At 38.3% G+C, this 21,868-nt stretch carries 8 protein-coding genes; all 8 read left to right on the top strand.

What is annotated here, in order from left to right; genetic code table 11:
- Positions 1-356: 356 nt before the first annotated feature.
- The gene (locus F3D68_RS00040; RefSeq protein ID WP_151192516.1) at positions 357-5,318 is read left to right on the top strand and encodes a hypothetical protein; all 4,962 of its coding nucleotides are present in this window, start codon (positions 357-359) and stop codon (positions 5,316-5,318) included.
- A gap of 50 nt (positions 5,319-5,368) precedes the next feature.
- Positions 5,369-9,910, top strand: coding sequence for a hypothetical protein (locus tag F3D68_RS00035; RefSeq protein ID WP_151192515.1), 4,542 nt, complete (start codon positions 5,369-5,371; stop codon positions 9,908-9,910).
- Positions 9,911-9,925: 15 nt separating this feature from the next.
- The gene (locus tag F3D68_RS00030; protein WP_151192514.1) at positions 9,926-12,565 is read left to right on the top strand and encodes a hypothetical protein; all 2,640 of its coding nucleotides are present in this window, start codon (positions 9,926-9,928) and stop codon (positions 12,563-12,565) included.
- The gene (locus F3D68_RS00025; RefSeq protein WP_151192513.1) at positions 12,562-15,945 is read left to right on the top strand and encodes a hypothetical protein; all 3,384 of its coding nucleotides are present in this window, start codon (positions 12,562-12,564) and stop codon (positions 15,943-15,945) included. The genes F3D68_RS00030 and F3D68_RS00025 overlap by 4 nt, the downstream gene beginning before the upstream one ends.
- A 98-nt stretch (positions 15,946-16,043) precedes the next feature.
- Positions 16,044-16,463: a type VI secretion system lipoprotein IglE gene (gene iglE / locus F3D68_RS00020; protein WP_151192512.1), complete on the top strand. Its 420-nt coding sequence runs from the start codon at positions 16,044-16,046 to the stop codon at positions 16,461-16,463.
- Positions 16,463-16,954 (top strand): type VI secretion system tip protein TssI/VgrG, encoded by a 492-nt coding sequence (gene tssI / locus F3D68_RS00015; RefSeq protein WP_117003584.1) that lies wholly within the window; start codon positions 16,463-16,465, stop codon positions 16,952-16,954. Before iglE ends, tssI begins: the two co-directional genes overlap by 1 nt.
- A gap of 9 nt (positions 16,955-16,963) precedes the next feature.
- Positions 16,964-20,152, top strand: a complete 3,189-nt coding sequence (locus F3D68_RS00010) for a DUF4280 domain-containing protein (protein WP_151192511.1) — start codon at positions 16,964-16,966, stop codon at positions 20,150-20,152.
- 5 nt (positions 20,153-20,157) lie between these two features.
- Positions 20,158-21,630, top strand: a complete 1,473-nt coding sequence (iglH, locus tag F3D68_RS00005; protein ID WP_151192510.1) for a type VI secretion system baseplate subunit TssF/IglH — start codon at positions 20,158-20,160, stop codon at positions 21,628-21,630.
- Positions 21,631-21,868: the final 238 nt, after the last annotated feature.

The raw sequence follows: 21,868 nt of genomic DNA, 5'->3' as shown, positions 1-21,868 counted from the left end.
GGCTGGATCAATGTAACCTGTTGATTTATGGTTAGTCAATAGCTAGAAGCAAAAAATACAAATTTATTTTTCGAGTGATTTAATAGGCTTTTTTGAAAAAATAACACTCACCTCCTGATTTATATGAATTCTATGCATAGGCGGATGACGATTTTAATGAATCAGACAAATTTTGTTTTTTTTATTTTCAAAAAATGCTTTAAATTGACTTGACCTAATTGTTTGTTTATCGATAGATTATTTATTAGGAAATGGCAAATAATGGCTGTCGTTACTTGAGCTACACCGCTCGTAAATTATTTTGCGATAGCTATATTGGCTTGAGTATTGGAGTAACTAACCTACAGGGATAATGGATGATGTTTGGAATGCCTTTTTCAGTTGCAAGTTTTTCACCGGTCGCCAAACTGGGCTATCAAGTCTTGCAAGAAGCGTATAAAAGCTATGCGTCAATCGAAGATGTGAATGATAATACCAAGGTCGAAGATGTTTCACTGATTGTCGTTGATCCGCAGATTGTGCAGCAATATGTTAATTTCTTTGATGATAAAATTGGTGAGATTCGCGAGGGGTTGAAAGGAAGCGTCAATAAGATCGAAAGTCATGATCTGCAATGCCGCATGCAGTTTGGCAGTGAAAACTCAAAAGAGGCGCATAAATTCTTGGCTGAAAGCTGGGGTTTACGTGAAACATCCAAAAAAATATGGGGCTATCTATCGGGCAAACGCGTGTTTTTAACCGATGGTATTGCACCATATAAACTAGCAGTTGCCTCTAAAAGTGGGCGCATTGATAACGGCTCAAACTTTTTTGAACTGGATGATGTAAAACGTGACCTTATTATGGTTTTTGCCGATTTGGTTACTTTTTTGCAAGTGCACACGGCAAGCTCATTAGACCCAAAGAAACTCTCTGATGCACAAACCGATGCAGATATCTCGACGATGGTCAATAAAAGTGGCACGGTTTATACCTTTGTATCCTTGGATATTGTCTTATTATTTATCATTACCAACCATCTTTATAATATCCTCAATATGACGCATTACCTTTATCAAAATGGTAATTTGGTTTATCCAACCTTATATGCGCATATCGATCATTTAAACGAATATATCACATCCATTGCTATTCCACTTTTAGAACAAAAGCAAGAGCAAAATTTACAAGAGCGTGCTGAGTCTTTTCGTAATGCCACTTCACATTTGGTGAGTGTGCTTAAGGAAAGTCAGAATATCCATATGCAAAAAATGTCGACCATGCTAAGTCGTATAGGGGATAAACAGGTTGATGAAGTCTCTTATATGAATGCCGCCCCTACCGCAGGAATCGCTAGTTTTTTGGCAAAAAAATCCTACAGCAATATTGCTTCAAGCATGGGTAATGTCAAAGCATTTGTGACCGATGTTGCCGAGCAAAAAGGGCATTATGATCAGATGCAAAAGGTAATTGCGCAAAATAAAGCAGCCATTGAAGCATCCAAGCAAATGATAAAAGAGAAGCCTAATGATAAAACCTTGAAAGTTTTTGGCGGTAATTTTGGTCATACGATGTTAGGTGGCGCTGACTTAGGTGGCAAGTTTAAAAAAGCCATTCCACCCTTTGAAGTAGCACGCTTGTCACAGTCATATTTCCAAAGTGTCTTATACAAAGTAGAAACTTCAGCACCAACAGCCATGCTTAAACATATCCATGAATCGATGCCGTTGATGAATTATTATTTTGATTTAGTGCGTCCAATTTTACGTTTGATGTTTAGCTATAATGATATTTCACTTAATAGCAGTATGTTAAATACCTTTATTGGTAGCTTATACCTTAAGATGTTTACCTATTATGATGCTTTTTTTACCGAGGTTAAGGACAAAACCGCTGTTGATGAAAAATTCAATGGTTTAATGGGTAAAGACTATGTTAATACTGCAGTGAGTATTACATTGGAAAAAGTAGCAGAATTAGAGCCTGTAAAACATAAAATTGTTGCTATTAGCTATTCAGATATAAATCTCACAACAGAAAAAGAAATTGCTCAATTATTATTTGGTAGCAAGCAACAAATAATGCCTGAGATGGCGTATCTTGAGTGTACTGAAATAGTGGGCTTAAAATTAAAGCTGGATGATCTATTTAGCAAGATGAAAGATCCAGAACAAATCCCAATTGTTCAAGCGTGGGTTGATAAGGTGCTAATGATTAAAGCAATTGCTGCTAAGCAAAACACGCCATTAACGCAGGCGGCAATTGAGATTCCTGAAGACGCCGATGCCAAAGGCTTTGGTGATGATGTAGCAGCTCTTTTAAAGAGAGAAAAGCATGAAGAAGTGTATAAGCATTTTGCTGAAAATGCCGATGATCTAGAAAAAGTCATTGCCAGTTGCTTTCCACTTGAAATGCCGATGTTACAATTTTTATTTAGAAAGCGCAGTGCAGTCAGTCAATCATCTTTGGCAATCAGCGGTGTTACTCCTTTTTATTTATTACTTGATTATAGCTATAGCATGGTTGTGCATTCCTTTGTTGTACACTATGCACGCGAGTCAATGGATAAGGCAAATCAGGCGATTAAAAAGCATCTTTGTGTGAGTGAAAAAGAGCCAAAAGATAAAAAAATTGAACAGCGCTTAGAAAAATTAATTCAAGAGTACTTAAAGCGTTATCAAAAATGCTTTTCACAAGAAGAGTTTGATGAATTAGTAGGTAATCCTATCAATAAGGTAGTAGAAGCCATTGCCGCTTCAGCAAAAGATGCGTTACTGCCAACCATGTCATTGATACTCGCAACAATGATGTCATTGTTTGAGCGGTTGGTTTTACTTGATATCGGTAAACGCTCAGCAAGTAGTATGATCAAGCAATATGGCAGCATGATTTTTCATAACGAAGTGTTTAGAGGCAGTTTAAAAAAGCTTTATGAAGATGAGCGAAGTATCGCGCAAGTATTAGAAGCCATTACTTATCAGCTGTTACCTGAGCTTGAACAGTATGCTGATACGGTCAATAGTCATTATTGGCTAAGTGGATTAAAGAAAGTCTATAACAGTGTGCGCCCGCAAATGATGACTTTATCAGATTCACTGTATAAACATGGGCAGATGGCAGTTGACTACTTGGATAAAGCCAGTGTTTACCTCAAAGATGGGCAAAAAGTTGATATTAAGCAAAAAGCCTATTTAACCCTGCTTAGCAATATCCATGAGTTCTTAAAGCAGCAAGTGCAAACAGTGCCCTATAATGCCAAAGGCGAAACATTTGAATATGATACATTTGTACAATCAGCAATTATAAAAAATGATCAAATTCAAGCGAGTGTTAAAGAACAAAAACTAGCATTGTTGAAAAAAGTATCGGATTATTCTAAGCTTAAGCAGTACCCATTAGAAACAAAAATGTTCTTTTACAGCATGTTAAGAGGTGGTGGCTGGAGCTTGTTTAGCACGCACCCCATTCCATCGGATGAGTTTTTGTTGTCGAGTGTTGATAGTGAGCTTTTAATGTATTCCTTTTTGGATGATAAGTATCAGAAAACACTTTCAGAGTCAAAAATCACATATGACGTACCACGAGAAATGTTTGCGGATTTGAATAACCAAATTATTAAAGGTTATCAGCTCAATAATGTGATGGACTGGTGTTTACTGGAAGCAGTTCACCATGGACGAAGGGGGCGAACTGAAGTCAGTGATTTTGAAAAATCAATCATTTGGCTGCAGTTTTTACCAGAGGACAAGAATCCGCTGCGAGTGTCGCTTTTAAAGCAAATAGAGATTATTCAACAGTTGTTTTTAAGCTTTAAACATTATGATAAGACTCAGAAAAAAACAATTACGGCAGCGCTTCTTTATGCGATTTTGCAGAATGATGAGCTTTATAAAAACATTCAGCCATTAGCCGGTGTGCAGTTAGATACGGATTCGGATGCGCAGTATAATCTTATCTTTGACAAGGTTATGGGCGCCTTTGAATATGATCAAGCAAGCATGCCTGCAACAATGTATTTCATTGTATGCACATTGTATTCATTGATTAGTTTTGAGGTTGAAGGTTCTAGCTTCAAATCAGGTTTCGCAAAATTAATTCAAGCCAATAAAACGTGGTTAACGGACGATGAGCAAGCTTCATTGGTGTATGTATCAAAAGATTGTGATTTTTCAACGTTAGTTTTTATCAGTCAACAAATTGAGCTTAGCATTGCTTCTATTCAGAAGATTATCCATCAGGCTTTTCATGATTTTAAAATGCTTTTTGAAAATGAAAAACTTAAACAGTCATTAGTTGAAAATATTAAAAAAGTGGCTCAAGGGAGTGTGAAGCGATTAAAAGATCATTTGTATGATAGCTCGTTATACCTTCAATCAAGACGTGTTTTTTGCATATTAAAAGCACAAGGTGCGACCACGGAAAAATCTAAATCAGGGGAGATGGGGACAAAGCGGCATGCTAGTTTTTTTGAGTTTGTTAAGAAAGATCCCACATCCAAATTAACAGCCCCTCAATTTGTAACGGCTGGAAATTTCAACTGGTCAACAGAACGTTTTGTAAAGGAGGATTATGTTCCAAGATCACGAATAAAAGTAAGTGACATTATGAAGTGCAACTTTGTGAACCCTCAAGATAGCAGAAGTATCATAAGTGATCGCTATGATATTGCATTTAGCATGTTGTCATATCCTGCGGTATATGCTTTGATCAAGCGAGAGGTAAATAAGCTTTTAGAGTTAATAGACCCGCAGCAACCAACAGTGAAGACTCTGCCTGTTCATACAAGTGCTATTACCTTGGCGGTTACTATTGTTATGATGTCCTATGTTGCTAAGAGCTCTTATGTTTTTGATACAATTACTGAAGTAGATGCTGATACATTAAGTCAGAAAATCTTAACATTAAAAGGTTTTCTACCCCAAGAATTTTGTATTCTTTACACTGAGTATGAGGAAATTTATTCACGTTTTATTGAATGTACTCATGAAGATGATACATTGGTGAAGTTTCAAGACTCAGATACGATGACAAAAGATAAAGAAGCGCATCTACGAGCTATGCAGCGACTAATGGATAATGGGTGTTTTACCACGCTTAAAAATAAAGGAGAAGACGTATTTTCTGAAAATGGAAAATATGGAAATTGTTATGATAGTCCAGTGACTGGGATGGGGAAAAACTCTAATTGGAAAAAAGAATGGGAGTTAGTTGATCTATACAACGAACAAGCATTAATCCGTTTATATGACGACTCCGCGTGGATGTTAGAAGCAAACCCACAACTACGCATTAAGAAGCTACAAGCCTATGTTAAAGCATTTGAACAGGCATTAAGTTAACAAGCATAAAGCAGTAAAGGCAGAAAAAATAGATAAAAAGGAGTTTGAGCATGGGCTTAATTAGCGGTGCAGTACAATTAGCGACATTAGCCTCAAATGCAGGCAAGGTGATCGATGGCTACAATGAGGTGCAAAAGCGTTTAAGTGCCAGTGAGGATATTGAAACCCAACTGGCTGTTGCTGATTATGACACGGTGGTGATTATTGCGAAGCCGGCGCAAGCGCAAGCTTATCGTGATTTCTTTAATGATAAAAAACTAGCACTTAAGAATATGGTCAGCTCTGGTTATAACGAGCGCGCTTTTGATGTTGCTGTTAAAATGGGCGCGCAAGTCAGTAAAGAGCAGTTTGACAAAGTACAGGAGAAAACCTCCTTTTGGCAAAAGACAAAAATCCGTTTTGCGGATTGGTTCCAAGGAAAAAATGCTTATATTACCGATTGCTTAAATCCACGGATGTTAAAAAATGTGCTGACATTTAATTATGAAAACCTAGAAAGTGACAACTTAAAGCTGATTGCTAAAGTGTTAGAGTCTCTCTATCACGAGTATGTTTCTTATTATGAATGGTTGGCAATGAATGAGGATGCCAAAAAAGTCACACAAGAAGATGATGAAAAACTGTATGCAGGATGTTACTACTCCGAGCAGAAAAAGCTATGGATCATCCATGATGAGAACTTATGGAAAACAGCGGTAATTGTGACACACTTGGTCAAGATCTTAACTTGTCCAAATGTACAGTGCCATAACGACAAAACACTTGTTTCAGGTAGCTTCGGTATTGCCAGTATCGTGCCTATTGCGCTTTATCATATGCATTTCTTAAATGAATTTTTACAAAAAGAGTATCGACGTCCTGAGCATGATCAGGAGATTAAAGACAAACGTCAAAAGCTTGCAAGTGATGCCAAGGCGGTTGTTGAAAAGCTTTCAAAGACAACATCCAAAGGCACATTGGTCAAAAAAATGGCGGATTATGCCAGCGGTAATCAGCCTTCGGCAATTACTGATACTGAGGTGGCAAACTTACTAAATATTAAAGCATTACAGCTTATTAGTGATAGCTTGAAAAAATCGCAGGAAACGCCAGGAAGAGGGGTTTTGGGTAGCTTTAAAGAAAGTGAAGCAGTGGTTGACTTTCAAACACGGTTTGATGAAGTATCTAAGGATTTGGTTGAGGCTCAGAAGGCGCATGCTGAATCGGTCAAAGCGATTCACGATTTGCAGAAGTCAGCACAACAGTGTGATGTGTTTGTCGATAGTGCATCACTGGGTAATTTGTTTGGTATTTTAAAGAATAAGCGCCAGACGGTGATATCAAGCTATTTTAAGTTGCATGATTTTCAAGGACATTTACGTGTTTTCCAAGACTATATTGTTGCGGTTGAAAGCTTTGCACAAAAGAGCTTGCCTGGTGATCAAGTGTCATTAATGCTAGCTGACAAATCGCTTGAATATGTTGTCAAAAATCTGCCATTTCAATTATCAACAATTATTTTTCCAAGCTATCCTGTGATTGATAATGGTATTTTTATTACCACCTGCAAAGAAAAATACTTTCAACAAATGACCTCATCAAGCTTTGAGTTTTTAATGGTTGAAGAGGATAAGTTAACAACCGCAGATGTGGATAAACTAAATCCAGTTGTGACTAAGTTGAAACAAATCAGGGTTAATTATAATGTTACTGGCAAATTTCTAACACTATCGCATCAAAGTGCAGAGATACCAAAGGTTGAGCAATTAAAAATTGAGTGTAAGGATATAGCAAAAAAAGACTTCCAAGGGCAAAAAACTGTTGAGGAGTTGCTAACATGCTTTGCGCCTGAAAGTAAGGATGAGTTTGCACAATTTGTGCAAGCACGACACGAAGCTCTGGAAGGATTAAAAGGCTTTTTAAAAGAAATTGAAGCGGCATTTTTAACAAAAGAAAAAGTCATTAGTGTTGATGCTAGTCAAAACTATCGTGAGGCATGCTATGGACAGATGACGGCATTTATTAATGAGTTTGTATTTGGCATTAATCAGTCACATATCAAGCAAGTTTCTGAATTAACGATGCAGATGTTTTCAGCCTCTTATCCAGAACAGATGCCATTTTTACAACACATGTTTAGAACGCGTATGGGCTTACTTAATGAATTTGCTAAGTTTAGTAGCTATGACATGGTAGTGCATTGGCAATTAGCGCACAGTATGCTGTATTTCTCAACCCAAGAGTTATATGGTAAAGGGGCGATTGAACGCGGTAAAATCGACCAAAAAGAGCTTCAAGCAAAACTATTTGATTATTTTAAAGGTCAGACACCTGATGTTGACGCAGCTAATTTGTTTTTAGAGCAAAAATTATCGCTTATCGAACAAATTGCCAGTTTGAGAGTCAGTGATACCGATTTTCGCTTTTTGATTTCGCTATGTGTTGCGGCTTTAATGGTTGAATATGATCACTTGGTGCAGCTTTACTTAGTGCAACAAGCACTAAGACAGCTTGTTGGGTTGTATGGTGAGGAGTTTATTAGAACAGGTAGTTTCCAACAGATTATTGCCAACTTTACTAAAGTATTGTCTGAAGTTTACAAGAAGTTTGAGGATAGTTCGCGTGCTTTAACCAAAAGTATCGATGCGTGGAAAGAGTCTTTGCAAAAAGATGCAACGCGTGTCAAGGTGCATGGTAATAGCTACCAAGCGGTACGTAAAATTGCCAAATTAAGAGAGCGCTTAGATGTTTATAAGGAGTTGGTGACCAAAACCAATGATCAGGTGAAAGCTATTGAAGGTGCGCAGAAATGGGCAAAAGCCCAAGGCTATACTGGTTTCTGCCAAGCCTTTGTTGATGATAGTAAGGCTCAAATCTATGCGCCACAATTAGAAGAAAATCTAGATACATTTTATGATGCGAATGTTATTAAAGCTGCCAGCACTTTGAAAGATAAGCGCTACAAAGACTTCCAAGACTCAATGCATGCCTATTTAGAACAAGGTGCCAAAATCTTAAAGGATTTGCGCTTTGATAATCAACAGCCAAAGCTTGTCAGTATGGTTGTTGAGGATCAATTAACAGAAATTGCGCTAGGACAGAAGCTAGGCAGCAAACCTTATAACTTCACTGCCATGGTGCAAGCTATTGGCGCCGCTCAAGATATTCCAAGTCAGATCATGAGTGGATTTAACTCTGAGAGTAAAGCGTATATTTATATGCAATTGGTATTATCCAGCAGTAGTTCAACCTTGAAAAATAATATGAATATACGTCAGTTAGTATCTTTTGTTATTAATACCGAAGACATTGTGAATCTCTATGGTTTATTTAGTCAACTTAATGAGCTAATGCTTAAGATGTATGCCCACGGTATTGGTGACGAGCCGATTTATCAGGGCGATAGCAAAGATAAAGTGTTATCAGATCGAATGAAGGCTACCTTAGGAGACGGGACAGCGCAAAGCCGTTATGCACAATTATGTAATACTGAGTCAAATGTCTCTCTGAGCGAATTTATCGCTAAATATTTAGACCTAATCTCCGTGAGTGAATTTAAAAATGAACAGGAAAAAAGGTTATTAAATGATGACAGTGTTAGCTTCTACACGGTTGCCGCTGAAATCATGCATGCTTTGTTACAGGCTTATGTCAAGGTGGCGATCAATATTGAATATGCAACACGCAGCAGAAATTTTAGTGGCAGTGAGCAAAACCAATTAAGAGTCTGGGCGGTTGATGTGATGACTAAATTACAGATCAAGCGTTTTGACGAGAGTGGTGATGTGCGTTATCAAGGGTTCTCGCCAGTGTATAAAGTGGATGATCTAAAAGTAAGCTTATTATTAAAGGCAATGCTATCAAATACCAGTGAGCGCCAAAAGGAAGCCGTTGGCAGTCTAAGCACACAGCGCACAGCAATACAATTAGCCGTGCAAGAGGAGTTGCGCAAAGTTCAGGCAAGTTATCTACAGCAGATTGTAAATTTGACAGGCTCAGCATGTAATGCTGATAGATCCCTAAACTGTCAGGCATTGATTACGAGGAAAACTACACGCAGTGGTCAGCGTAAAACGCCAGTTTATATGAATATTCTTACGAGTATGGAGTCTAATACAAGCTTGCGTGCACTATCAAACTACACATTTAAATCAAGCCATCATGTGCTTGATAAGCAGACCTTTACTCAAGATAGTATTGTTGAGATTGAAAAGTATAGATTGCTCAAAGGTGTGATGCTTGATCCAAAATCGCAGCGAGAAATCGCCTTTCAAAGCTTTGGTGGTTTTGATCAAAATGTCATGGAGTATTTGTCACAACCTGAATCAAGTATTGATGAGCCTGCCTATGCCAATAAGAAAAATACATGGTTGGCAGTCAGAGGTGTCTTTGATGGCGGAAAAAAACAGGCATTACTCGCGCAAGCATATTTGATTCTTGATGAACCTGCTAAGTTACAAAGTTTAATTGATGCGTATCAGACAAGTGGTCAATTTGATTTGGTGTTGCTAGATGGCTCTGCAGTGACTTCCGTTGCTGATGAGGGCAAGAAAGATCCTAATAGCCATGAGTTTTATCCCAAACGTCAATTTAAACAGCCAGTGGCAATGTAAGGAAGAAGTATAGGTATGGCAATAATAGATGAAAGCAAGATGCTTGATGATGAGAGCACAAGTGCAGTAGAACAAGAGCAAAAGACATCTGAAACGAAAGATATAAATGTGCAATTAGCAGATATCTTAGCCGAAGTTTTGCCAAATTTAAGCTTAAGTTCAGAACGCTTTGCCTATATCTCACACGCGCTACTGGATGTATTAACCATTGCTGTTATTGATGAGTTAAACGATCAGAGTATTGATAAATTAAAGCTATTGCATCAAAAGATTCTAGGCTTAATCAAAGCCAAACAAAAACCTGGGTTTCGCCAAAGTATTGCTTATGCTCGTGTGCTTGATTTATTATCTGCCGGTGTGCTATCACGTTATGTGATACGCCCTTTTAAGGTGTATTTTGAAAAGTTGACTTTTATCAATCTATTGGATGAGATTCTAGAGACAAATTTTCAAAATACATCGAACATGCTTGAGAATGCACGCTTAATGTTGGATGAACTTGAGACTTTATTGGTTGAAGAAGTGCTATTGCAACTTGATGGTGTGGATATTTTTAAATTTAAACAGGTGGTGAATAAACTATCACGCTTTTTCGCACTTAGCATTGTCAGTAAAAGCGAGTCACGCAAATTGTTCGCACTTCTACAAACCAAGATTCGTCCAGTGATTGGATATGATCCGTTTATCGTTGAACAAGTTATCACGATTGAGCTTAATCCATTAGATGAAAATCTAGCAACAAAGCCATTAACATTAGTCAGCAACAAGTATCAAAATCAAACGGAAAAGTCACAGTTTAAAGGTTTGATGTTGGCTAATTATCATATTACCGAGCTTGATCTTGAGCTTAAGCGCTATGGTTTTGATGGTATGCTTAAGTTTCAAATCTCATATGATGATGGCGTGCATCCCGATTATGCATTTTTGTATCAAAATGTTCCGTTATCAATGGCAATTACATTAGAGAATACCTATGTTTTTGATGACCCTGATAAGAAAAACACCAAGTATCAGACTAAGCTGCAATTACAAGCAATTGCTTCCATGGCAAATGATGAACATTTACGATTTGCCGATCCTTTGGTTGAACAAAATATTGATAAGCAAACAAGTAAAATTGCCTCGATGTTGCCGTCTTTCACCTTGAAATTTAGCGATCCTCTAAAGGCATTCTGGTCACAACATCAACCTATTTATGTTGATTTTGATAAGTCATATGTCGATGTGTTTAATGACAATAATTTCTTCCAAAGTTGGGTGCAGATTGATGCAGCCAAATGCAAAAAGCTTGCAACCAAGCAAAAACAGATAATGGTATCCGCTTACGCACGTAGTTTCTATGATTATTTCATTGAAGCTTTGGCTCATTACAGTGTTTATTTGGTGTATGACTACAGTAAGCTCACAAAGGGCAAAAGCAGCTATGTTTTATATGATGCGCTAAGCAGTGATTGGCAAAAAAAGCCAGAAGGCAAGGGCACATTAACCTCAAAAGATTTATTTCAAATCGATCATGCACATTGCCAAGTACAGCCACTATGGTCAAAAACACAGAATATGATGAATCTAGCAGATATGAGTACGGATAGAAAACCCTTGGCAAAAATTTATAATGAAAAACAGCCATTAATCAAAGGTTTTGCACTTGATCGCGTTCAGTTCGTTGAGGATCCAAAGATTTACACCAACACCGAGCAAAAGATTACAAGCGATTTGCAAAGCACGTTGGCTTGTGTGGCGAAATTTCAGGTGAGTTTGCGTGAGCTTATGCCTTTTTTCCCGATAACGCCAAGTTATGATTTGATCGCTTTAGATAAAACACAATGGCAAAACACCTTTGTTGGGCAAAGCACAGCGGTAATCTTAAGCGTCCAACGTTTTCAGCTTATGCAGAATAAGGCAACGATCGAGTTTGTGAAGCGTAAATTAATCGAGCAAAACTATGAGTCAGAAACGGACAAGGATCGCTATGAGAAGATCACGATGATTGGTGTGCCTGCTGGTATTACTCATTTTGTGCAGCTTCAAAGTCAATGGCTAGATCAAAGTGCTAAGGCAAATGACTTACCTCAATATCAATCGTTTGTGACATTTCAGACACAAGCAATGGTAACGATTGGTAAAGATGTTGATGATAGTGTCAAATATGCTTATAAGCTTTATAAAGGCCAGTCTGAAACTGAAAGCTCATTTGCTGACGATCAAGGCACTAAACTCACCGATTATGTCTATGCCAAGCAAAGTGAGAACTTATTAAGCTATGCATGTAATTTGCCAAAAGCTCTTTATAAAGATCCGAGTAAACCTGCACCACTGTATGTGCCAGTAGCAAGCTTTGGCGTCACAGCAAATACATTTAATCTATTACGAAATGGTGATGTTGTGTTATTGCAGTTTAGCTCGGCAGAAACCGTCGAGATTAAATCCGTTAAGCTAAATACAGCAACAATCGAAGATAAAGCCTCACAAAAAATAGCACAGCAAACACTCTATGGTGCACAACAAGAATGTGCACTTAGTTATACCCAAGATGCGAATGATCAACAATTTAACCTAAAACAATCAACAAAAAATGGCGAGGGGATTAACGCCTTGGCGTTTAGTGATAAACAGGGAATTATATTAAGCTTTAGTGATGAAAAGGAGTCAAAATGAGTCTATTAACCAGTAAATATGCCGTTATGCTTTTTGGCGCAATGGGTGTGGCTGCTTTTTTGGTCTTTATTGTTTGGTTGATCAAGATCTTAAAGAGTGAAAAAAGCAAGGCAAAGTCAATGTTTGGTCGCTTGAAAAAAGCAGCACCAAAAGCCAAGAAAAATAAAAACCCATATGTAGATGCTCAGCTAAATATTCAAAAGCAGGCAAAGCATTCATTTTGGCCATCCTTTCTATGTGTTTATGAAGGCAATATGGATCATGCCTTGACTTATCTTGGTGGTTTGATTGATTTAGATGCCTTTGAGATTACTATTATTGATGCGAATCAATCGATTATTGTTGGACATGGCAAGATGATTGTCGTGATTACCTTAGAAAGTACCAAGCAGTTAAATGTCCCGTTGTTTAACGGTTTTTTGAATAAGCTTTACCATCGTGGTGCAATTCAGCTACCTGTCGTATTGCTAAAGGCGACAAGCAATGATTTTATATCGAGTCAGTTTGCGATGTTCCAGAAATTTATGGCACAAATGCCATTATTCTCACATGGGAATTATCAGATACATTTATCGGTTGCTGATTTTGCAATGGATGAGGAAATAGAAGCGCTTTTTGATTTGTTGAAGCATGATACTAAGATAAGCTTTGAAGCGCCAAGCTCTGCTGAGGAGATTAAAACAACCTTGGATGACGAATTTGCTGTTATCCGTCATCGAATTTCAGTGAAGTTGAGTGATTTAAATAATCATACGACTGAAGTGCAGCGTGCGTTAACGGCAGCTTATCAAATTGAGCGTGCGACTTTGCCAGCGATACAATTAGTCTCTGAATTAACGCAAGGCGCTTATGGTCAAGTACCTGCTCAAGCGATTCATCTTGATTTTGGTATACATGCTAAAAACTATCACAGTACGTTCTTTGATTTTGGCTCCAAAGCATATAAAAATGCGTTAAAGCCAAGGCATGTATTGGTGCCTGGGGCAGTATTAGTTTCAGTATTCTTTAGTACGGTGTTTGCCTATAATGCCTATCAGCAATATGAGTTTAGTGAGTTTATTCAACTTAAGCGTCCTTTTGCACCATTAGATACAATGGAAACAGAGGCAGCTGCTAAGACTTATGCGCAATGGGTGAGTTATTATCGCAGTCAATTATTATTGCCTTTTTTATATAATGCGCATGGCAATAAAACGCTAAACCGCTTATATGCTAATTATTTGTATGAAAACGTGCTATTACCAAAAATATATCAAACAGAAGACTATCTACATAAGGCGATTTATTTATCGCTTATTGCCAGTACTAACTCAAGCAAGGTTGCCGATGTACTTAAGGATAATATTTCATTGATCTCTTTAATTACTGGCTTGTCTTCTGAGCAATTAGGCATTGTTTATCGTTATGGTAGTAACAATAGCAAACTGGTTTCACATATTCCAAGCAATCTATACAACGCAGAATCTGATGACGCTAAAGTCATCAATTCAGCAAGCTCGATTGCTTCAGGTAAGATGTTGAGCACTTTTTTTGATAGTGATTACTTTCATGCGACGAATGATCAGCTAAAAGAGTATATCAGTCGCAATGTCATTACCCATCAAGAGGTATGTTTGTTACAGCAAGTTGTGCCCGATATGCTAACTAACGATGTACTTAATAATAATTCAGGTGTTAGCAAGTTCTTGGCTAAGTTAGGTAGCGCTTTACCGCAGGATCAATCTTATTGTAGTGGTAGCACGGCATTGATTGATCTGCAAAACCTTATTCCAGCCACGCAAAACAATATCACAAGCTTCTCAGATATTGTTGAGCAAATGTTTCACTATAACGATAAAATCAATGACTTCTTTAGTAAGCGTTCAGTCGATCAATCAAAAGAGCAGGTGTGGAAGCGCATTTTATTGAGTGCCGAGCTTAACTCTATTTTGGTGAGCGTGCTTAATCGCAATCAAAATACGATTAATTTGCTCGATGATAGTGATTACTATCAATACACTTTCAAAACAGTCTTCTCGCGTAATGTAACCGCCGTGTCGTTAGTTTATTCAAAAAACACTTTAATGAATGCCGTATTGCCACTATTAAAGCGCTATGAGAGTTTGGTGAAATTACTGCAGCAATACAATATCAACTATGGCGCATTTGATCGTTTGGAAAAGGGGGCATTAACGCATTATGCCAGTCAATATGTGCAGATGTTGAATCAAGTATTGGAAAACTCTTTGCCAACCAAGGTGTCGATTGATAACTTGCAGATGTTTTTGATTGATATCACTTCAGATAATACGCCATTTAGCAATATGCTTGATTATATCAAGACCAATACAAGCTTTGGTAAAGGGGAAACTCTGCCCGCGGAGCTGCAAATTATTCCGAATAATTTCGCGCGATTAAATGAATTTGTCGCATCCCAAAAATACCAAGACTATAAACAAGTTTTATCATCTGTGAGCAACAATCTCTATCAACGTAATCGTGAAAATTACACCCGTTTATATGAAGAGATCAATTCAACCAAAGAAGATTCATTATTAGCTAAGCTCAATGGGTTGATCGATGCTTTAGGTGTGCCAAATAATGAGGCGTATCAATTGCTTAAAGTGCCAGAGAGTATCATTCGCTTGAGTGTGGCACAGTATCTTATTACTGATTTGAAACAGCAATGGGATCTGGATATCGTGCCAAAAATTGCACTGGTGAAAAGTAAATTCCCATTGGATTTGAACTCCAGTAGTATTATTAGTTCAGATGCATTAAATGACATGTTTGGACCTAAAGGTGTTGTTTATAATGAGATGTATTCATTACTTAAAGGCTTTATTCATTTAGATGCGATTAGTGGCATTTGGCAAGTTGATAATAATTTAACTCAAGAGCAACAAAAGACGCTCGTGAGCTATATTGATTCATTTAATTACTTCTATCGTTTGCAAAGTGACTTATGGACAACAGATGGCAAACCACGAGCGGTGGATATGTTTGTAGCAGCAACACCTTTTAAACAGGTTTCCTTAGATGGCATCAGCAAAATGGTGCTGTCATTTATGCAAATTGGTAGCAAGGATCGTGTATTGGGATTAGATACCTATGACCAAAGCAATCATCCGGTTGTTTATGATTGGCAGTTGCAACCAACCGTATCTATTGGTTGGTTAAGTAACAGCAATGTAACTTATCAAAAAACCTATCAAGGTGAGTGGGCAGTCTTTAAGATGTTAGCCGATGCTCATTGCAATAGTGATTGGTTGTGCAGCTGGAAGATCAGTAGTGACAATAGCAAAGTAGCGCCATTTGTCGTGAGCTTTCAGCTAAAGTCAGACATTTTGAAACTGGTTAAGTATCAACAAGACAATAATGCGGATAATTTTCAGGCGTAGATAACTTGGGTATATGTAGGGGCGTATTGCATACGCCCACAGAAATATGAGCATATAAAAGCAGGTAGAGGCTTAAATCGCCAAAAAGGAGTAAATTAATGGCAAAAATGATGAAATATATAACAATAGCAGCAGTGTTTTTAATGTTAAGTGGCTGCTCGTTTATCCCTTGGTATCATTCGACAACAATGACGGTTAAGGTCGACATGTCAAAAGATGCCAATGATAAGCAGCCAATCACAATGTTGATTAGCCAACCGGCAGACCAAAAGAACTTTGTTACCGCAGATTATGCAACCATTAGTCAAAGTGCGCTTGATCAAGGCGTTAGCCGCTATGTATTTATGCCAGATCAAGGTGAACAGAAGATCTCTTTAGATGTAAGTGATACGCCTGTTGCTATTTATTTTATCTTAAAGCATCAACCGGTATCTGGCTGGAAGTATTATATTGAGAAACCACAAGGTGAAAGTGTGAGCTTCACCATTAATCAATTTAGCGTTAAAAAGGACTCATAATGGCAAAGCACGCAATCGCAATGAACAGCGACGGGATTTCGGTTGCTGTGAAGGGGAAAGAAGAAAAAGAAGTCTGCAATATTCAATATAAAAGTGCGGGTGACGCGGTATTGCAAATTGGCAATGAATATAGCTTAAAAGCAGAAAAGACAATTGCATTTGTCGTTGGAGATATCACGGTCAAAGTGACCACGGATGAAGTGTTGATTCAAAAAAGTAGTACGAGCATTTCACTGAAAGACAAGGATATTAAGCTTGCAGTGGGTAGTAGTGTGATTGAAGTCAAAGACGGTGAAATTACGCTTAACGCGGATAAAGTCAGTATTACGGGGTCCAGTTCACTTAGTTTAAAATCAACAAGTAGTGCGAGTTTACAAGGTGGTAGTGTTGCTGTTAAGGCCACTCAAGCGGCTTCTGTACAAGGTATGACAGTGGATATTAAAGGCACGACAAGTACAACGGTAAAAGGTTTAACCACCTCGGTGGGTTAAGGATTGGCTATGGCAAATGAATTGGCATATTTCCAAAAATTTATCGAAAACTTATCGCTCTATAATGAAAGTGAAACACAAGGTTTAACACAAAAAAGTAGTGTTTTGCAGCGTAACTTAAATGCATTGAAGCAGTATGCTAGCCCTGATTATAAAGCCAGTGGTCTTGAGAATGTTAATCTCGATCAAACACAGAAATTAATTGCGGATTTGACCTCGAGATCAACTCAAGCACCAGATGCCCCAAATATACAAAGTTTAAAAGCGGCAAATGATGCATTAACCGATGCAAGATCCGCTGGTGATATGTCAAAAGTTGCTAAAATATCCGAGAATTTAAGCCCGCAAGTAAGTAATTTTCAGCAAAGTGAAAAGGAAGCACTATTAACACGGCAATCACAGCGAGTTAATGTTGATCCGCAAACCATGACACCTAGTAGTGAATATATCAATACCCTGGGTGATCAGCTAAAGAAAAGCCAAACACAAGCCCCCGCAATAGGTGCTACTAATGTAGCAAACGATAGCAATCAAAAGACAAGTTTGCTACAGATCCATAAAAATATTCTTGGCTTAAATTCAGAAAGTAGTGTTGAAAATATCAATAGCCAGACACAGGCGTATGCCCAGTATCAAGAGAATCTATCAAAAGAGTTAAGTGATTTGAGTAATGGGAATAAAGGCAATACAGGCAAAGATGCAGTGAGTGAGATTGCAAAAAAGCAAACCTTAGCTGATTTTATGGGGTATCCCAATGCTGCTTTCGATGCTAAGACTGCAAATACAGCTGTTTTACCCATGAGTGATCAATTAATGATGAAAAACATAGATTTTTTGCAGAAAACAGGGCAAATAAAACTGCCTGAGCATGATGCTGAAATGGTTAAATCAATTGTCAGTTACCATGAAGAAGTTACCAAAGCACAAAATGTGCAGCTAGGAGATCCAAATACGGCATTAGCACACGTACAAGAGCTAGCAAGTAGTACGCAAGATCCACAAAAGCAACAAGCATTGAGTAAGCTTAATGGGCAAGTGCAAAGTTGGTCGATGTTTGTGGTGCCTGCTAGTTTACCACTAGTGGCTGAAAATGTCAGTAAAAAGGCGCGGATGTTAGGCGATGCGCAATCAACAGCATCCAAGCAAAGTCAGTCAACAGAAAATCGCAAGATGGAGGTCGTTGCCGGTGAGGGTGTGGTGATGGTGTTAAATGATCATGGTACAGCACATCTTATTGGCAGTGATCTACAAATTGCTAAGCAGGTGCGTTTCGAGCAAGCATTTGCGAGTATGCCATCGCAGCAAGTGACACGCTTGCAAAGTGATTATTTGACAAGTGTTGCTAAAGTGACGCCAAGTTTACTCATTGCTCAATCACAGGCAAGCGCATCACCATTATTAGAATTAACCAATGCTAACGCTGCGGTTATGACAGAGTTCTCGGGATTAAAAGCAAGTGCGTTGGCATGGCAGGGGAATCCCAGTAGCGATGAGCTCTTAGCAAATTATCAAGCACATTTACAAAGCACAACAGCGGCGTTAGATCAGTTTAAGCAACAAATACCAACAGCTTTGGCATTTCAATCACAACTTGCCGCAAATGCTAATGCATTACATGACTCACTTTGTCCATGTGTGCCTGACATGAGTTTCAATGCACAAGAAATGCTGCCAAAAATGACTGAGCTACAAAGCGCATTAGATCATTTGCCTAAATTACCTCAATTACCTCAAGGTGGAAGCTTTGATAGTAGCGCTATTGTTGGGCCTTATACGGCAAGCTTGAATGCAATATTGGCTGAACAAGGTAATGAATCATTGGCATTGCAGGCAAGTATCAATGCAGAAATTATGAAGCTTCAAAATCTATCACAAAATCTACCTAAAACGCCGACGGCGAATATGCAAATGGCAAGCTGTTTGTGTGATGAAGTGTTGGATGCTTTTAGCCAGTTAAAATCGCTTATTGCCAAGATCAGTTTGCCTAGCGCCAATACGACAAGCTTGGCATCATTGTCTGATCTGGCAAGCTTTTTGCAAGGGATTGATCTTAATACAATGTCATTACCTAATGTATTAAGTTTGCTTAAGCAAATTCAAATGGAACTTGATACATTATGTCAAAGTTTAGCAAATGCGATGAGCTTTTCGATGCCGCCCTTGATGGGAGTGCCAAACTTACCTCCGTTGTCGGTTGATCTATTATCTCCTTTACAAGACTTACAAAATTGCTTGTCAATGTTGCTAAATAAGGAGGTACCATTACCTAGCGGTGTCTCTATGGCGAGTGTAGCTAACCTTAATGATGTGTTGGCACCAGTGCTTAATTATCAGCATCAGTTTATAGCATTAGATCAACAAAACTTTATCAATGCCATGGGTAGCCCATCGCTACCTAACATGCAAGCCTTGTTAAGTGGTGCGACACCTGGTATGTCAACATCTGGTATTCCTAGTGTCAACGACCTAATTCCTGAAACACCTAAGCTGTTGAATCAGCTACAAAGCTGTGAGAATTTAGCGCATATTGAAGATGAAATTAATGAAATTAATAGTGCCTTGGCATTAGCTGCAGGCGAGATTGGTTCACATGCGCAAAAGTCAAAAAATGCAGCCAAAGCGTTAGATGAAATGCAGGCAAAGACGATACAGATGCAAAATGTGATCGCAGTTCAGCAACGTAACATTCAAAGCGCGCAAGCAGCACGACAGATCGCGGAGCAAGCTGAACTTGAGGTTGCTTTAGCAAATTTAAATAACTCGATGAGTAATACAGCCGTATTAAGTGGTCAAGTAGCAAGCGCGTTAAGTGCCAGTAGTGGCTCGCCACAAGCAACAATGGTCACTTGTACCAGCTCGCAAATGTTATGCACTTTTGGTTTGGGTCCTGGGATGTATAGTACGTTACGTGCAACCGTGCTGATTAATAACAAGCCGGCAGCTAATATCACCGATGCGGCACCTATGGTAAATATTTTGCCAATGCCAAGTTGCACAGCAGTGACGAATCCGGCATGGAACCCATTAAAACCGATTTCGCCGTGCATTCCAGCAGGACAGTTTATCCCAACGAATATTATGACGATGGTACAAGGCTCTCCCATTAATACGATGAATAATAAAGCAATGTGTACAACAGCAGTTGGCGGAGTTATTAGCTTTATTAATCCATCACAAATGACAACAATGACAGGGTGAAGGGTATGAATTTTTTCGATGAAAAAACGGCTTTTGTTAGCAAAAACTATGACTTATCCGATGATCATTATCAGGTATTGACCCATTTGTTTGAGGCATTGGGTAAGGATATTCAAAGCAACTTGGTGGCACAACTTAGAAGTGAGCGAGATTATCGTTTATCGCGCTATAATCAAAATCTCTTAATGCAGTTGCCTAAGCATATGCTTATTGCGGTTAAGTCAAAGATTAAAAAAGCCTGCTTAAGCCTTGAGCCAAAAGAGCGTTTTGATATTTATGATATTCAAGCAAAAAAACAGTTTCATTATAGCAATTTAAGCGAAGTTAATTTGACGTGTTTTAAGGTTGATCATGTCGATTTAACAACGACCTCAACGCAAGTTTCATTACAGACTGATGCACCAACAGAGCTTAATCACAATGTCTTTGATTTGTGGATCAATCCTTTGCTGTGGAAGCAAGCCGAGTTTAAACTGTGTCAATTAAAAGAAATGTTGCTTAAAGAGAATAAAATTAAAGTGCGTGTCATCTATGATGATGGTACGCAAAAGGAAGTGTTAGCGACGGTTTACAACAGTGACGCATATACCTTGGGTTTAAATGACAAAACGCGACTAGATTTATTGTCACCTGAGTTTTCTTTGAAATTAAGCATTGAACTGTCGCAAATTCCGGTGACTGAGACGACTGCCAAAGTCAAAGAAATGATGTTGATGTTTCCCGTGGGGATATATGATAGAGCGGACTTTTTTGAGCTTATTAGCCAGAAGGATCGATTGTTTATTACTAATATTATCCCGCTATTTAATCTCTTTGAAGCCTATTCAACATCACAAAAAATTGATCAACGCTATGATAAAATCCCTTTACTACATCCCGAGGATCCCGAGGCTCGCGCTTGTTATGTTCATCAAGTATGGGTTAATAACCAGCCGTATAAAGATTATTACAACCATACGGTCAGTGAATATGTCTTTCATAAGCATGTTGGTAAACTTAGCTATTCTCCTAAAGATATCAATGAGGCACTAGATATTGAGAAAAGGATTTTTGCCAAAGTAGAATGGACCCAAAAAGCCGAACACGGCAGTTTGATCAAGGTGAGCACCAATAGTTTTACCACTCAAAGTGCACACTTTGAGTTGATTGCTTTAAAGTCCGAGCTAAGACTAAATAGCTTTCGTCATATTGATCGTGTGGTGCAGGTTTTTAGAGCTTTTTCCGATCTGGATATTCGTAATAATGATGGATTCTTATTAGCATTAAAATTCCTTTATGGTGAGGAAAATGCAGAGAGATATCAGTTTTTTAAGTCGGTGATTAAAGCAGTTAATTATGATCATGTAAGCAATGTACTTGTGATTGAGGCAGCTTATCCACATTATTATGCTTATGTGCGATATGTGGCGAATGTCGTGACGCGATTTTTCTATATTAACTCCCCTCAAGTGGTCGAAGTGAAAGTGTTTGTAAGATAAAATAATGCAGATCGAAAGTTGAATAAAAAATATGGTGTAGGTGAGCTATGAAACATGATATCCAAAAACTCGAGCAACAAATGCTTAGTGACATTGAAGAGGGAAAGTTTAAAAACATCGTAACTACCCAGCAGCTTGTTAATTGAACTGTGGGATTTTGCCATTAAAGACATCCGCAATGGTATCAATAACCTTCCAACCCTGTTTGCGAGCAGTCGATAATAATGTGCGAATACGC

The sequence above is a fragment of the Cysteiniphilum sp. JM-1 genome (assembly GCF_008711525.1).
Taxonomy (GTDB): Bacteria; Pseudomonadota; Gammaproteobacteria; order Francisellales; family Francisellaceae; genus Caedibacter.
The sequence above is the reverse complement of the archived record's forward strand: the minus strand, read 5'-3'. Positions and strand labels throughout refer to the sequence as shown.